Origin of the sequence: Polaromonas sp. CF318, assembly GCF_000282655.1 — a bacterium.
In the GTDB taxonomy this organism is placed as follows: Bacteria; Pseudomonadota; Gammaproteobacteria; order Burkholderiales; family Burkholderiaceae_C; genus Polaromonas.
In genome coordinates this window covers 30,213-44,888 of sequence record NZ_AKIV01000008.1, presented here as the reverse complement: position 1 = coordinate 44,888, position 14,676 = coordinate 30,213, and the positions used below count along the sequence as shown (strand labels likewise).

The 14,676-nt window shown below is 63.0% G+C and carries 12 protein-coding genes; 7 read left to right on the top strand and 5 right to left on the bottom strand.

Annotated elements, in window-relative coordinates:
- Positions 1 to 10: 10 nt before the first annotated feature.
- The 3 genes from gyrB to dnaA form a co-directional block, all read right to left on the bottom strand.
- Positions 11 to 2,638, bottom strand: a complete 2,628-nt coding sequence (gene gyrB, locus PMI15_RS01040; RefSeq protein ID WP_007862715.1) for a DNA topoisomerase (ATP-hydrolyzing) subunit B — start codon at positions 2,636 to 2,638, stop codon at positions 11 to 13.
- Between the two features lie 158 nt (positions 2,639 to 2,796).
- On the bottom strand, positions 2,797 to 3,903 hold the full coding sequence (gene dnaN, locus PMI15_RS01035) for a DNA polymerase III subunit beta (RefSeq protein ID WP_007862711.1): 1,107 nt from the start codon (positions 3,901 to 3,903) through the stop codon (positions 2,797 to 2,799).
- Between the two features lie 310 nt (positions 3,904 to 4,213).
- Positions 4,214 to 5,608 carry a chromosomal replication initiator protein DnaA gene (dnaA, locus tag PMI15_RS01030; RefSeq protein ID WP_051001884.1) on the bottom strand — a complete coding sequence of 465 codons (1,395 nt, stop codon included), beginning with the start codon at positions 5,606 to 5,608 and terminating at the stop codon, positions 4,214 to 4,216.
- 421 nt (positions 5,609 to 6,029) lie between these two features.
- Here dnaA and rpmH point away from each other — a divergent pair, with 421 nt between their 5' ends.
- The 7 genes from rpmH (at position 6,030) to PMI15_RS00995 (ending at position 11,940) form a co-directional block, all read left to right on the top strand.
- Complete coding sequence (gene rpmH, locus PMI15_RS01025) at positions 6,030 to 6,164, top strand: 50S ribosomal protein L34 (protein ID WP_007862708.1); 135 nt, start codon at positions 6,030 to 6,032, stop codon at positions 6,162 to 6,164.
- A 54-nt stretch (positions 6,165 to 6,218) separates the two neighbouring features.
- On the top strand, positions 6,219 to 6,638 hold the full coding sequence (locus PMI15_RS01020; RefSeq protein WP_007862702.1) for a ribonuclease P protein component: 420 nt from the start codon (positions 6,219 to 6,221) through the stop codon (positions 6,636 to 6,638).
- Positions 6,635 to 6,970 carry a membrane protein insertion efficiency factor YidD gene (gene yidD, locus PMI15_RS01015; protein WP_007862700.1) on the top strand — a complete coding sequence of 112 codons (336 nt, stop codon included), beginning with the start codon at positions 6,635 to 6,637 and terminating at the stop codon, positions 6,968 to 6,970. Before PMI15_RS01020 ends, yidD begins: the two co-directional genes overlap by 4 nt.
- Positions 6,967 to 8,679: a membrane protein insertase YidC gene (gene yidC, locus PMI15_RS01010; RefSeq protein WP_007862697.1), complete on the top strand. Its 1,713-nt coding sequence runs from the start codon at positions 6,967 to 6,969 to the stop codon at positions 8,677 to 8,679. Before yidD ends, yidC begins: the two co-directional genes overlap by 4 nt.
- A gap of 121 nt (positions 8,680 to 8,800) precedes the next feature.
- On the top strand, positions 8,801 to 10,213 hold the full coding sequence (mnmE, locus tag PMI15_RS01005) for a tRNA uridine-5-carboxymethylaminomethyl(34) synthesis GTPase MnmE (RefSeq protein WP_007862695.1): 1,413 nt from the start codon (positions 8,801 to 8,803) through the stop codon (positions 10,211 to 10,213).
- Between the two features lie 187 nt (positions 10,214 to 10,400).
- Positions 10,401 to 10,892, top strand: a complete 492-nt coding sequence (locus tag PMI15_RS01000; protein ID WP_007862691.1) for a Crp/Fnr family transcriptional regulator — start codon at positions 10,401 to 10,403, stop codon at positions 10,890 to 10,892.
- A 253-nt stretch (positions 10,893 to 11,145) separates the two neighbouring features.
- Positions 11,146 to 11,940, top strand: coding sequence for a hypothetical protein (locus PMI15_RS00995; RefSeq protein WP_007862688.1), 795 nt, complete (start codon positions 11,146 to 11,148; stop codon positions 11,938 to 11,940).
- Positions 11,941 to 11,964: 24 nt separating this feature from the next.
- On the opposite strand, the gene PMI15_RS00990 is transcribed toward PMI15_RS00995, so the two are convergent.
- Positions 11,965 to 12,537, bottom strand: a complete 573-nt coding sequence (locus PMI15_RS00990; protein ID WP_007862686.1) for an adenine phosphoribosyltransferase — start codon at positions 12,535 to 12,537, stop codon at positions 11,965 to 11,967.
- Positions 12,538 to 12,605: 68 nt separating this feature from the next.
- Positions 12,606 to 14,636 (bottom strand): monovalent cation:proton antiporter family protein, encoded by a 2,031-nt coding sequence (locus PMI15_RS00985; protein ID WP_007862685.1) that lies wholly within the window; start codon positions 14,634 to 14,636, stop codon positions 12,606 to 12,608.
- Positions 14,637 to 14,676 lie beyond the last annotated feature (40 nt).

The window sequence follows — 14,676 nt, the reverse complement described above, 5'->3', positions numbered from 1 at the left end:
GATCGTCGGCTTAAACGTCGATGTTGGCGGCGCGCAGCGCGTTCTGTTCAATGAACTCGCGGCGTGGCTCGACCTCGTCGCCCATCAGCATGGTGAAGACGCGGTCGGCTTCGATGGCGTCGTCGATCTGTACGCGCAGCAGGCGGCGCACGGTCGGGTCCATGGTGGTTTCCCAGAGCTGGGCGGGGTTCATCTCGCCCAGCCCTTTGTAGCGCTGGCGGGCGGTGGCGTTTTCAGCCTGACCTATCAACCAAGCCATGGCCTGGCGGAAGTCGCTGATTTTTTCTTCCTTCTGGCGCTCGCCTTCGCCGCGCATGACTTTGGCGCCTTCGCTGCTGATCAGGCCGCGGAAGGTGGCGGCCGCCTCGGCCAGGGTGGCGTAATCGGCGCCGTGCACAAAGTCCTGGGTGATGACGCTGCTCTTGACGTTGCCGTGGTGGCGGCGGCTGATGCGCAAAATGGGTTTGTCGTTGCGGGTGTCGAACTCGCCGGCCACTTCGGCGGGGGTGCCGGTGGTGTTGAGTTCGCGCAGCTTGGCCTGCAGGGCGATGGCTGAGACCTCAGCATCGGCCACCGTGTCGAGGTTGAGGCTCACGCCGTCGGCGATCGCGCGCAGGGCCTCGGCATCCATAAAGCCGCGCAGGCGGGCAATGACGGACTCGGCCAGCTGGTGCTTGCGCGCGAGCTCGGCCAGGGTGTCGCCGGTGAGGATGGATTTTTCGTCGGGGCCGACCTGGACGCTGGCATCTTTGAGCGCAATGCGCAGCAGGAAGCCGTCCAGGGCTGCCGTGTCCTTGAGGTACTGCTCTTCCTTGCCGGCCTTGACTTTGTAGAGCGGCGGCTGGGCGATGTAGATGTGGCCACGCTCGACGAGCTCGGGCATCTGGCGGTAAAAGAAGGTCAGCAGCAGGGTGCGGATGTGGGCGCCGTCAACGTCGGCGTCGGTCATGATGATGATGCGGTGGTAGCGCAGCTTGGCGACATTGAAGTCGTCGGTGCCGGCCGTGCCGCCGACGCCGCCGGCCTTGCCGATGCCGGTGCCCAGGGCGGTGATCAGCGTCAGGATTTCATTGCTGGTCAGCAGCTTTTCATAGCGGGCTTTCTCGACGTTGAGGATCTTGCCGCGCAGGGGCAGGATAGCCTGGAACTTGCGGTCACGGCCCTGTTTGGCGGAGCCGCCGGCGGAGTCACCCTCGACCAGGTAGATCTCGCACATGGCGGGGTCTTTTTCCTGGCAGTCGGCGAGCTTGCCGGGCAGGCCCATGCCGTCGAGCACGCCTTTGCGGCGGGTCATGTCGCGGGCCTTGCGGGCGGCTTCACGGGCGCGGGCGGCTTCGATGATCTTGCCAACGATGATCTTGGCATCGTTGGGGCGTTCCTGCAGGTAGTCGTGCAGCAAACGGCTGACGATGTCTTCGACCGGGCCGCGCACTTCGCTGGAAACGAGTTTGTCCTTGGTCTGGCTGCTGAACTTGGGCTCGGGCACCTTGACGCTGAGCACGCAGCACAGGCCTTCGCGCATGTCGTCGCCGGTGACTTCGACTTTCGCTTTTTTGGCGAGCTCGCTGTCGTCGATGTATTTGTTGATGACGCGGGTCATGGCGGCGCGCAGGCCTGTCAGGTGGGTGCCGCCGTCACGCTGGGGAATGTTGTTGGTGAAACACAGCACCTGTTCGCTGTAGCCGCTGTTCCACTGCATCGCGACTTCGACGCCGATGTTGGTGCCCTGGTCGCTCTGGCGGTCGCCCATGGCGGCAAACACATTGGGGTGCAGGACGGTCTTGCCCTTGTTGATGAACTCGACAAAACCCTTGACGCCGCCGGCGCCGGCGAAGTCGTCTTCCTTGCCGGTGCGCTCATCTTTCAGGCGAATGCGCACGCCGTTGTTCAGGAAGCTCAGCTCGCGCAGGCGCTTGCTGAGGATTTCGTAGTGGAAATCGTTGTTCTCTTTGAAGATCTCGGTGTCGGGCAGGAAGTGGACTTCGGTGCCGCGCTTGTCGGTATCGTCCATGACCTTCATGGGCGATACGTCGACGCCGTCGATGGTTTCCACAATGCGGTTCTGCACAAAGCCGCGCGAGAACTCCATGACATGGACCTTGCCGTCGCGGCGGATGGTCAGGCGCAGCATCTTGCTGAGCGCGTTGACGCAGCTCACGCCCACGCCGTGCAGGCCGCCGGAGACCTTGTAGCTGTTCTGGTTGAACTTGCCGCCGGCGTGCAGCTCGGTCAGGGCGATTTCGGCGGCCGAGCGTTTGGGCTCGTGCTTGTCGTCCATCTTGATGCCGGTGGGGATGCCGCGGCCGTTGTCGGTGACGCTGACGGAGTTGTCGGTGTGGATGGTGACGACGATGTCGTCGCAGTGGCCGGCCAGGGCTTCGTCGATGGAGTTGTCGACCACCTCGAAGACCAGGTGGTGCAGGCCAGTGCCGTCGGAGGTGTCGCCGATGTACATGCCGGGGCGTTTGCGCACGGCTTCCAGGCCTTCGAGGATCTGGATGGAGCCTTCACCATAGGCTTCGGACGCGCCGGCCTGGTTGGTGTCTATCTTGGGCTGGAAATTGGAGCTTTCCTCGGTGGCCGCGCCTTCGGACACATGCACCTGTTCGGCTTCGTTCACTTTGTTTTCTTCAGTCATATCCGGCTTCTTTTCCGATCTTTTTCTCGATCACTTCTCGAATAATCTTCGAATAACTTTCGAATCGTTTTCGAATTGCTTCGATTTCTTCAATCTCTTGAATGACCAAACCCGCGTGGGGCCGCGGGTCTGATGGGTGTTGGCGTCTGTTGGGCGCGCTAGATGCGCATGGGCATGACCACGTACTTGAAGGCCGAATCGTCGGGGATGGTCAGCAGCGCGGAGCTGTTGGAATCGGCCAGTTCGATCTTGACCATGTCCTGGTCCATATTGGCCAGCGCGTCGATCAGGTAGGTCACGTTGAAACCGATTTCGATGGCGTCGCCGCCATAGTCGATGTCGAGCTCGTCGACGGCTTCTTCCTGCTCGGCATTGTTGGAGGCCACGCGCAGGGTGCCGGGCTCGATGTTCAGGCGCACGCCCTTGAACTTCTCGCTGGTCAGGATGGCGGTGCGCTGCAGGCTGGCCAGCAGGGGCAGGCGGCCCAGGGTGATGATGTTTTTGTGGTTCTTGGGGATCACGCGGTTGTAGTCGGGGAACTTGCCCTCGACCAGCTTGGTGACGAACTCCATGCCTTCAAAGCTGAACTTGGCCTGGTTGCCTGCGAACTGCATCTCGATGGCGCCTTCTTTGTCGCTGAGCAGGCGCTGCATTTCGAGCACGGTCTTGCGCGGAAGGATGACTTCCTGCTTGGGCACTTCGACGTCGAGCATGGCCGAGGAGAAGGCCAGGCGGTGGCCGTCGGTGGCGACCAGGCTCAGCTGCTTGCCTTCGGCGACGAAGAGGATGCCGTTGAGGTAGTAGCGGATGTCGTGCACGGCCATGGCGAAGGAGACCTGGTTGAGCAGCTCCTTGAGCACTTTTTGCGGCACCGAGAACCCGGGGCCGAAGTTGGCGGCTTCCTGGACCAGGGGGAAGTCTTCGGCGGGCAGGGTTTGCAGCGTGAAGCGGCTTTTGCCACCCTTGAGGATCAGCTTGTTCTGCGAGGACTCGAGCGAGACGGTCTGGTCGCTGGGCATGGAACGCAGGATGTCGATGAGCTTGCGGGCACCCACGGTGGTGGTGAAGTTGCCGGTGTCGCCGTCGAGCTCGGCCGTGGTGCGGATCTGGATTTCAAGATCGCTGGTGGTCAGCTGCACCTGTGCGCCGGTTTTGCGGATCAGCACGTTGGCCAGAATCGGCAAGGTGTGCCTGCGCTCCACGATGCCGGCGACCGATTGCAGTACCGACAAAACTTTATCCTGGGTTGCTTTCAGAACGATCATGACTTCCTCTGTATATATCTTTAATTCTTTAATTCAAATTAGTAGTAGTAGATAAGGGGGACGCCCATCTGTGGATAGCGCCATTTTCCCCTTTTTGATCAACCACTTGGCGTTTGTTTAACCATGTGTCCAGATGCCGTGGAAGCCTGCTGCCGGATATGAACAACTTTCGATTGTCATCTGCTTCTGTGGATAAACCATGGGTTGTTCAAAAGTTGTCCCCAAACTTGTTGCGAAGGCCTTTCAGCCGGGGATTGGGCCTAAAAAACTGAGCGCTAAAGGATTCATTTCCCATATATATAGAGTGCTCTCAGCCTTTCAGGGTCTGTTCCAGCACATGCAGCTGCTGGTTGAGTTCGGTCATTTGCTGGCGCTCCGCGGACATCTTGCGCACGGCGTGCAGCACGGTGGTGTGGTCGCGCCCACCGAAGAGCTCGCCGATCTCGGGCAGGCTCTTCTGGGTCAGTTCCTTGGCCAGGTACATGGCGATCTGCCGCGGCCGGGCGATGCTGGCGGGCCGCTTCTTGGAATACATGTCGGCGACCTTGATCTTGTAATAGTCGGCGACGGTCTTCTGGATGTTCTCCACGCTGATCTGCCGGTTCTGGATGGACAGCAGGTCGCGCAAGGCCTCCCGGGCCAGCTGGATGGAGATTTCCTTGAGGTTGAAGCGCGAATAGGCCAGGATCTTGCGCAGCGCGCCTTCGAGCTCGCGCACGTTGGAGCGCACGTTCTTGGCGACGAAGAAGGCGACTTCCTCGGGCATGGAGGCGCCTTCGGCCTCGGCCTTGCGGATCAGGATGGCCACGCGCATTTCGAGCTCGGGCGGCTCGATGGCGACCGTGAGGCCGGAATCAAAGCGTGAGACCAGGCGTTCGTGGATGTCCGTCAAACCCTTGGGGTAAGTGTCGCTGGTCATCACGATGTGCGACTTTTTGGTCAGCAAGGCCTCGAAAGCGTTGAAAAACTCTTCCTGGGTGCGGTCCTTGTTGGCGAAGAACTGGACGTCGTCGATCAGCAGCAAATCCAGGGAGTGGTAGCGCTCCTTGAATTCATCAAAAGTCTTGCGCTGGTAAGCTTTAACCACATCTGAAACAAATTGTTCAGCGTGGATGTAGAGAACTTTGGCGGCGGGGTTGTCCACCAGCAGTTTGTTGCCGATGGCGTGCATCAAATGGGTCTTGCCCAGACCGACGCCGCCGTAGATAAAAAGCGGGTTGTAAAGCTGGCCCAGGCTGCTGGAGACATGCAGGGCGGCGGCCCGGCCCATGCGGTTGGCCGTGCCTTCAATCAGGGTGTCGAAGGTCAGTGCGCTGTTGAGCCGGTTTTTGAAAGGCGCACCGGCGGCTTCTTCGGGAACGCCCAGGCCGGCGGGCTCGGGGATATTCGAGCCCTCAAAGCTGCGAACCAGGGAATTCGATTTGACGGGAGCTTCACGAGGAGCAAGCGCTAACTCAAGCGCTATGGCCTGGCCGGAAATCTTCTCGAGCAGGGCCGAAATACGGCCGGCATACTGGGCGCGCACCCAGTCCAGCTTGAAGCGGTTGCCCACCAGAACGGTGACTTTGGAGAGGTCGGCCGCGACGTCAACCACCAGCGGACGGATCCAGGTGTTGAACTGCTGCTCGGGCAATTCCTGCGCCAAATGGTCGACGCAGCTTTGCCACAAGCCCTGGCTCAGGTTTTGGACGGATGCCTCACTCATGCTGGTTTTTGCCGGGTTGCCGGCCTGGCAGAAGGGGCCGGGCGGCGTGTCGCTGCTTGTGGATATTGTTAATTTTGAGCACCGGCAATTGTAGTCCGGGCGGGGAGTTATCCACAAAATAAATGCTCAGTGTTTCAACCTATTTTCGGGGCCGTTTCGGCGGGTATTGGCGGCCCCGCGGCGGCGCCTGGGAGGCAGCCGGGCGCTTCTCAGCCTTTACCGCCGATGAGTGGGCTAACTTGTTGCCAGCGTTGGGAAATCTGCGATAATCATGGGTTTCCCTGATTCGCAGCGGGTTTTATGCCTGTTTGCAGACTTGCAGAGTTGGTTGTGTTGTACGGCCACCAAGATCATTCGAATCGCCCAGGGGAAGAAGCTTTGTAGCTGACCGGCTAGCAAGCTAATAGGACCAGGACTCATCATGAAACGCACATACCAACCTTCCAAAGTCAAACGCGCCCGCACGCACGGCTTCCTGACGCGCATGAAAACGCGCGGCGGCCGCGCCGTGATCGCCGCGCGCCGCGCCAAGGGCCGCAAACGCCTGGCTGTCTAAGCCTCTCGTTTTTTGCTGGCCATCCGCAGTTTTCCGAACTGAGGCCTGGCGCTCGTGCAGCGGCTTCAAACCCGTTCCCAGTTCCAGGCAGTCCTTGCCGGCGCCATCGTTGCAAAAACAACGCACTTCGCATTGCACCGCAATGCGCTGGACGCCAGGCCGGTGCAAACCGAGTCCGGCGGCCCTGTTGACGCCCTTGCGGCGAGGTCGCTGTTCCCCATCCAGGACACCTGGCTTGGGGCCATGGTTCCCAAACGCTGGGCCAAACGGGCTGTCACGCGCAACGCCATCAAACGCCAGATCTACACCGTGAGCGCTGATTTTTCGCATCAGTACCCCCAGGCCGCTTATGTGGTCCGCTTGCGGCGTGATTTTTCGCGCACCGAATTTGTCAGCGCGAGCTCAGAGCCGCTCAAGCAGGCCGTGCGCGCCGAAGTCCAGGCCCTGATGCAGGCCGGAGCCAAAGCGCCATGAGCCCTGTGCCGGCCGCCATCGTCCGCTTGCCGCAAACGCTGTTGATAGGCCTGGTCAAAGGCTATCGCCTGCTGCTCAGCCCCTGGTTGGGCTCGGCCTGCCGCTTCGAGCCGACCTGTTCCGCATACTCTCTGGAGGCGCTGCAGCAGCACGGCGCCGCCGCCGGCAGCTACCTGACGCTGCGCCGCCTGGCCCGCTGCCACCCCTGGTGTGAGGGCGGGCACGATCCTGTACCGCCTGCCACGGCCGCCGCCGCGGGGCGGCCCTTCTCCCTCTTTTCCCGCCTGGCCACGCCTGTGGCCCCTACCCCTTCTAAAAAGACGCCGTCATGAACGACATCCGCCGCACCATCTTGTGGGTGATATTTGGTTTCTCCATGGTCCTCCTGTGGGACCAGTGGCAGGTTTTTAACGGCCACAAGGCGACCTTCTTCCCCTCCAGCACGCAGTCCGCCAAGGCGCCCGCCGCCGGAGCTTCCGCGCCGGCTGCCGGCGCCGCGGCTTCATCGGTGCCCGCGCCCCAGGCCGCGAATGCCGCCCCCGCCGCTCCGGGTACCGCGCCCACAGGCGCGCCGACGATCACGCCCGCAGCCGCAAAAGAGCGTGTGGTGGTGAATACCGACGTGCTCACGCTGACCTTTGACAGCGAAGGCGGCACCCTGGTGCACTCGGCTTTCGCCAAATACAAGGACGAAGCGCGCAAGGACAACGGCTTCGTGCTGCTCGATGAAAGCGCCAACCGCGTTTATGTGGCGCAGACCGGCCTGATCGGCAGCGGCAGCTTCCCCACGCACAAGACGCTGATGAAGGTCGTTCCCGGCGAGCGTTCGCTCAAGGACGGCCTCAATGAACTCGAAGTCAAGTTCGAGTCGGCCGACGTCGGTGGCGTCAAGCTGGTCAAGACCTATACCCTGAAGCGCGGCGCTTACGACATCGCGGTGCGCCATGACATCGTCAACACCGGCACGGCCGCCATTTCACCGCAGCTGTACATGCAGCTGGTGCGCGACGGCAACAAGCCGCCCGGAGAGTCTTCCTTCTATTCCACCTTCACCGGCCCGGCAATCTACACCGAAGCCAAGAAGTACCAGAAGGTCGAATTCAAGGACATTGAAAACAACAAGGTCGACGTCGAGAAGCAGGCGACCAACGGCTACGCCGCCATGGTGCAGCACTACTTTGCCTCGGCCTGGATCCTGGGCGACGGCATCAAGCGTGACCTGTTCTTCCGCAAGGTGGACACCAACCTCTACGCCGTCGGCATGATCACCTCGCTGGACAGCATCGCGCCCGGCGCGACCAAATCCATCGACTCGAAATTCTTCGTCGGCCCGCAGGAAGAAAAAACCCTGGAAGCCATCGCCCCCGGCCTGGAGCTGGTCAAGGACTACGGCTGGCTCACCATCCTGGCCAAGCCGCTGTACTGGCTGCTCGACAAGCTGCACGGCTTCATCCACAACTGGGGCTGGTCCATCGTGGCGCTGGTGCTGCTGCTGAAGGTCGCGTTCTATTGGCTCAATGCCAAGGCCTACGCCAGCATGGCCAAGATGAAGGCCATCAATCCCAAGATCATGGAGATGCGTGAGCGCCTGAAGGACAAGCCGCAGGAAATGCAGCAGGCGATGATGAAGATCTACCGCGAGGAAAAGGTCAATCCCATGGGCGGCTGCTTCCCCATCATGATCCAGATCCCGGTGTTCATCGCGCTGTACTGGGTGCTGCTGTCCAGCGTCGAAATGCGCAACGCGCCCTGGATAGGCTGGATCCACGATCTCTCGGCGCCGGACCCCTTCTTCATCCTGCCCATCGTGATGACGCTGACGACCATGCTGCAGACGGCGCTCAACCCCGCGCCGCCGGACCCGATGCAGGCCAAGCTGATGTGGTTCATGCCGCTGATCTTCAGCGTGATGTTCTTCTTCTTCCCGGCCGGCCTGGTGTTGTACTGGATCACCAACAACATCCTGTCCATCGCCCAGCAGTGGGTGATCAACACCCGCATGGGCGTGCCGCCGCAATTCAACCTGCCTAAATTCAACTAAGGCGGGGCGAAAAACAAAAATTGGGCCGCTTCGCGGCCCTTTTTCTTTGGAAGCTCACGAAGGCCTTGCCGCCGCGACCCAGCCAGGCCCGCCCATTGATTGCCGCTTAATATCTAGCACCATGCTGGCCCGACACCACGACCCCATAGTTGCCATCGCCACCGCGCCCGGCCGCGGTGCCGTGGGCATCGTGCGCGTTTCGGGCAAGCAGATTGCGCCGGTGATTGAAGCACTGTGCGGCCGTCCGCTGCAGCCGCGCCAGGCGACCTACCTGCCCTTTCGCGATGCGCAGGGCGCTGCCATAGACCAGGGACTGGCCCTGCATTTCCCCGCGCCCCATTCCTATACCGGCGAAGACGTGCTGGAGCTGCAGGCCCATGGCGGGCCCGTGGTGCTGCAGCTGCTGCTGGCCCGCTGCCTCGAGGCCGGCGCCGCGCTGGACCCCATCACCGGCCAGGCCGCACTGCCCCGGCTGCGTGTGGCGCAGCCCGGCGAATTCACCGAGCGCGCCTTCCTCAACGACAAGATAGACCTGGCGCAGGCCGAAGCCATCGCCGACCTGATTGACGCCAGCACCGAAACCGCGGCGCGCTCGGCCGCGCGCTCGATGTCGGGTGAGTTCTCCCTCGCGGTCAACACGCTGCTCGAGCAGCTGATCCACCTGCGCATGCTGGTGGAAGCCACGTTGGACTTCCCGGAAGAAGACATCGACTTCCTGCAAAAGGCCGATGCGCAAGGCCAGCTGGCGCGGCTGCAAACGACGCTGGCCGCCGTGATGCAGCGCGCCGTGCAGGGCGCGCTGCTGCGCGAAGGCATCAAGGTGGTGATCGCGGGCCAGCCCAATGCCGGCAAGAGCTCATTGCTCAACGCGCTGGCCGGCGCCGAACTCGCCATCGTCACGCCGATTGCCGGCACCACGCGCGACAAGGTGTCGCAGCTGATCCAGATCGAGGGCGTGCCCCTGCATGTGGTGGACACCGCCGGCCTGCGCGATGCGCTCGACGAGGTGGAAAAAATCGGCGTGGAACGCGCATGGGCCGAAATCGCCAGCGCCGACGCCGTGCTCTTCCTGCATGACCTGACCCGCCACACTGCTGACTACCTGGCCGCCGACGCGCACATCGCGCAGGTGCTGGGCCGCGAGCTGCCGCGCAACACGCCCGTCATCGATGTCTGGAACAAGTGCGATGCGGCCAGTGCGCAGGTGCTGGGCTCCATCAAGGGCGGCGTGCTGATCTCCGCCAAAACCGGTGCCGGTTTGCAGGACTTGCGCAGCCAGCTGCTGCAGGTCGCGGGCTGGCAGGCCGTGCCCGAAGGGGTGTTCATGGCGCGTGAACGCCATGTGCGCGCGCTGCGCCAGGTTGAAGAGCAGCTTGTGAAAGCCGGCATGCAACTTCAAGCGGCGCAGCCGGCGCTGGACCTGCTGGCCGAAGACTTGCGGCAGGCCCAGCTGCACCTGGGCGAGATCACCGGCGTGTTCACGCCGGACGACCTGTTGGGCGAAATTTTCTCGAGATTCTGTATTGGAAAGTAGTAAACAGGCGGCCGGCGAACGATGGGCGGGCGCTGTGCGCGGACCAGCGGTCGCAAACCCGCTCAAAGGGTTAAAAATGGCCTGTTCTCGAGGGGAAATTACAAATCGGACCACCCCTGTATCAGGTGTAAGTGGGCGTTAAGAGCCCTTGCTGCTGTTGTAGTGCGAAGGTATCTTCCGTTGCACTATGAACGCTCCACTCCCCGCCGCCATCCGTTTTGACATCCAGGGCCTGGCCCAGGCCATCCTGCATTGCCACGCCAGCGATGCCTTGCGCTGTCAATTCAACCAGCCGCATTGGGACATCCTGGCCAGCTACCTGCAGCCGTTTGCGCTGAACAGCGGCCAGGTGCTGATGGAGCAAGGCGCGCTGGACCGCACGCTGTACTTTGTGGAAAGCGGCACGCTCAGCGTTCACTACGAAGATGAAAAAGCACGTGTGCGCATGGCCCTGGTCGGCGCCGGCACCGTGCTCGGCGAAGGCGCATTCTTCTCGCACATGCCGCGCAGCGCCACGGTGCATGCCTCCACCCCATGCAAGCTCTGGTGCCTCACTCCCATGCGTTTCCTTGAACTGGCCAATCGCCACAGCCCCATCGCACTGGAGCTGACCATGGCCATGGGTTCTGTGATGGCCAAGCGCCTGTACAACCGGCCCAAACGCGTCGCGGTGACCTGAGGCGACATGTGGGTGCGCCACGGCGCGCACAGCAGTCATCAGACAAGGCTTCTTGTGAACTAAAGGTTTGCATGTACTGGCGACAAACCGGCAATGCTCGTGATTTTTTACCGTGCGGTGATGCGGGCGATTCGATAAAGTGATCGTTAAAGCTGCCGCCAAACAACAGCGGTCGTGGTTTGTGGGGATTGCTTACAGACTTCACACGCTGCATTGACGGAAAATTGCCTCATCCATTACAAGAACGCCGAACATGTCTTTTCTAAACTGGTTTTCCAGCAAGCCACAGGTCAAACCTTCCGCCTCTGTGGAAGAGCACAAGCGCGCCGCCGCAGCGCGTGACAAATCACCTCTCTCCGTCCCGGGCCGGTTGCCTGTTGAAGCCGCAACGCCCGGTGACGGCGCCAAGCTCAAGCGTCACGCGCGCCGCGAGCAGCTGTATGTCGCGATCCGCGAGTCCATGACGCGCTCCGGGGTGCTGTCCGCCAGCTACAAATTCAAGGTGCTTTCACTGGACCAGCGCGGCAATGAGTTCCTCGTCATGATGGACCTCGCCAAGGCCTTCGGCCGGCCCACGGAGCAGCTCGGAGAAATCGAGACGCTGATCATCCAGAATGCCAAGGCACGCTTCGAAATCACGGTGCCCGCGGTCTATTGGCGCATCGACGAAACGGCGGTGGTGGTCAAGCCAAAGCCCAGCACCCAGGACGCGCCACAAAGCGTGGCAGCTCCCGCTGCTGCCGTTGTTCCCGCGGCTCCCGAGGCGGCGGCCAAGCCCGCCAAGCCGGCTCACCGCTACGAACCCATACAGGCCGACGAAGTGGCCGCGTTCAAGCAGGCCTTGCTGGCTGCGTCCGCCCAGGGGCCGGCCGCCGCGCCCGAGAAGGGTGTCAAAGACACCAAAGACGTCAAGGATGCCAAGGACGCGGCCAAAGCCAAAGGCGGCCCGCGCTCCTACGCCTTGCTGACCGGCTTTGAGGACACGGAGATGCCGGATTCGCCGTCCTCGCCGGCGCTCAGCAGCACCCAGTACGGCGACCTGATCTAGGCGCCTGACTGCGCCGGGCGGCGCTCAGTGCCCGGCGAAATCAATCAGCGTGAACAAGGGCAGGCCCGCGGCCTGCAGCTTCACCGATCCGCCCAGTTCGGGCAAATCCACAATCGCCGCGCCCTCGGTCACGGTCGCGCCCAGCTTCTCGAGCAGCTTCTTGCCGGCCATCATGGTGCCGCCCGTGGCGATCAGGTCGTCGATCAGCAAGACCCTGTCGCCCTGCTTGACGGCGTCGGTATGCAGCTCCACGGTGGCGCTGCCGTACTCCAGCTCATAGGTTTCCTGCACCGTGGTGAAGGGCAGCTTGCCCTTTTTGCGGATAGGCACAAAGCCGACGTTGAGCTCATAGGCCACCACCGCGCCCAGGATGAAGCCGCGCGCGTCGAGGCCGGCCACCACGTCGGGGCGCAAGGCCGGGTCCATGTAGCGGTGCACGAACGCGTCGATGAGAACGCGAAAGACCTTGGGGTTTTGCAGCAGCGGCGTGATGTCGCGAAACTGCACGCCCGGCGCGGGCCAGTCCGGCACGGTGCGGATATGGTTACGCAAATACTGGCTGATGGACTGGTGCTGGAGGCTATGAAGGTCTGGCATGGTGCGTCGTGCAGATAGGGTGCGCGGGTGGGGTGCGCGTATTGTGCGCCCGGCAGGCGCAAAACGCGTCAGCCCGGCGCGCCGGCGGGACTGGTGGGGTTGGGTTTGGCCGGCCGGCCGCGCAGCAGTTTTTCTTCGGCCATGGCCAGCGCTTCGGGCTTGCCCGAGAGCACCAGCGTGTCGCCGCCTTCCAGCAGGGTTTCCGCCTGCGCGGCCACGGCCTTGCCGTTGCCGCGGCGCAGGCTCACCACGCGCACGCCGCCGGCTTCCAGGGCCATGGCGCCCAGGGGCTTGCCCAGGGACTTGATGCCCAGCGGCAGCGTGACGTTGGACAGCCGCTCCTGCTCCAGCTCGTTGACCGTGTCGTCGTCGGCGCCGCGAAAGTAACCGCGCAGCAGGTTGTAGCGCGCGTCGCGCTGGTCCTGCACCACGCGGATCACGCGGCGCATGGGCACGCCCACCAGTGCGAGCGCGTGGCTGGCGAGCATCAGGCTGCCTTCTATGGCTTCGGGCACGACCTCGGTGGCGCCGGCCGCCTGCAGCTTTTCCAGGTCGTGGTCGTCCACGGTGCGCACGATGACCGGCACCGTGGGCGCATGGGCGCGCGTATTGGCCAGCACCTTGAGGGCGCTGGCCGTGTCCAGGTATGTAATGACGACCGCGCTGGCGCGCGCCAGGCCCGCGGCCATCAGGGCCTGCAGGCGCACTGCATCACCGAACACCACGGAGTCGCCCGCGGCGGCGGCCTGCCGCACGCGGTCGGGGTCCAGGTCCAGCGCCATGTACTGGATGCCTTCGCGCTCCAGCATGTGGCCCAGGTTCTGGCCGCAGCGGCCGTAGCCGCAGATGATCACGTGTTTGTTGGCGTTGATGGATTTGCGCGCGATGGTGGTCATCTGCAGCGACTGCTGCAGCCATTCGCTGGACACCAGCTTCATCACGATGCGGTTGCTGTACATGATGATGAAGGGCGTGGCGAGCATGGACAGCACCATGCTGGCCAGGATGGGGTTCAGCAGGGCTGGCGGCACCAGGCGGTTCTGCTGGGCCAGCGTGAGCAGCACAAAACCGAACTCGCCGGCCTGCGCCAGGTACAGGCCCGTGCGCAGCGACACGCCGGCGGTCGCGCCCAGCGAACGGGCCAGCGCCGTGACCAGCACCAGCTTGAAAAAGACGGGCAGCGTCATCAGCAGCAGCACCAGGGGCCAGCGCTCCAGCACCAGGCGCCAGTCCAGCAGCATGCCTATGCTGATGAAGAACAGGCCCAGCAGCACGTCGTGGAAAGGCCGGATGTCGGTCTCGACCTGGTGCTTGTATTCGGTTTCCGAGATCAGCATGCCGGCGATGAAGGCGCCCAGCGCCAGGCTCAGCCCTGCCCGTTCGGTCAGCCATGCCAGCGCCAGCGTGACCAGCAGCAGGTTCAGGACGAACAATTCTTCGCTCTTGCGCCGCGCCACGATGGTGAGCCACCAGCGCATGATGCGTTGCCCGCCCGTCAGCAGCAGGCCCACCAGGGCGGCCGCCTTGAGCGCGGCGATGGCCAGTGCCATGAGCAGCGCGTCGGCGGGCGCGCCCAGCGCCGGGATCAGCACCAGCAGCGGCACCACGGCCAGATCCTGGAACAGCAGCACGCCCATGATGCGCTTGCCGTGCTCGGACTCCAGCTCGAGCCGCTCCGACAGCAGCTTGACGACGATGGCGGTGCTGCTCATGGCGATCGCGCCGGACAGCGCCAGCGCGGTCTGCCAGCCCATGGTCCACAGGCTGGGCGCCATGCTGGCCAGGAACAGCGAACCCACCGTGGCCAGCACGATGGTGAGCGCCACCTGCAGCAGCCCCAGGCCGAACACGTGGCGCCGCATGGAGCGCAGCTTGGGCAGGTTGAATTCGAGCCCGATCACGAACATCAGGAAGACCACGCCGAACTCGCCCAGGTGCCGAACGCCGTCCGAATTTTGCGCCAGCGCCAGCGCGTTGGGGCCAATGATCACGCCCACCGCGAGGTAGCCCAGCATGGGCGGCAGCTTGAGCGAGCGGCACGCGACCACACCCAGCACCGCGGCCAGCAGGTACAGCAGGGTCAGTTCAAGCGCGCTCATGCTTCGATGGTAGCCGAGGAAGCCGCGCCGGCATGAGCCT

What these genes read in the sequence shown, in the direction of transcription:
- gyrB (WP_007862715.1), bottom strand. Translation starts at nt 2,638, where the DNA reads ATGACTGAAGAAAACAAAGTGAACGAAGCCGAACAGGTGCATGTGTCC.
- dnaN (WP_007862711.1), bottom strand. Translation starts at nt 3,903, where the DNA reads ATGATCGTTCTGAAAGCAACCCAGGATAAAGTTTTGTCGGTACTGCAA.
- dnaA (WP_051001884.1), bottom strand. Translation starts at nt 5,608, where the DNA reads ATGAGTGAGGCATCCGTCCAAAACCTGAGCCAGGGCTTGTGGCAAAGC.
- rpmH (WP_007862708.1), top strand. Translation starts at nt 6,030, where the DNA reads ATGAAACGCACATACCAACCTTCCAAAGTCAAACGCGCCCGCACGCAC.
- yidD (WP_007862700.1), top strand. Translation starts at nt 6,635, where the DNA reads ATGAGCCCTGTGCCGGCCGCCATCGTCCGCTTGCCGCAAACGCTGTTG.
- yidC (WP_007862697.1), top strand. Translation starts at nt 6,967, where the DNA reads ATGAACGACATCCGCCGCACCATCTTGTGGGTGATATTTGGTTTCTCC.
- mnmE (WP_007862695.1), top strand. Translation starts at nt 8,801, where the DNA reads ATGCTGGCCCGACACCACGACCCCATAGTTGCCATCGCCACCGCGCCC.
- PMI15_RS01000 (WP_007862691.1), top strand. Translation starts at nt 10,401, where the DNA reads ATGAACGCTCCACTCCCCGCCGCCATCCGTTTTGACATCCAGGGCCTG.
- PMI15_RS00995 (WP_007862688.1), top strand. Translation starts at nt 11,146, where the DNA reads ATGTCTTTTCTAAACTGGTTTTCCAGCAAGCCACAGGTCAAACCTTCC.
- PMI15_RS00990 (WP_007862686.1), bottom strand. Translation starts at nt 12,537, where the DNA reads ATGCCAGACCTTCATAGCCTCCAGCACCAGTCCATCAGCCAGTATTTG.
- PMI15_RS00985 (WP_007862685.1), bottom strand. Translation starts at nt 14,636, where the DNA reads ATGAGCGCGCTTGAACTGACCCTGCTGTACCTGCTGGCCGCGGTGCTG.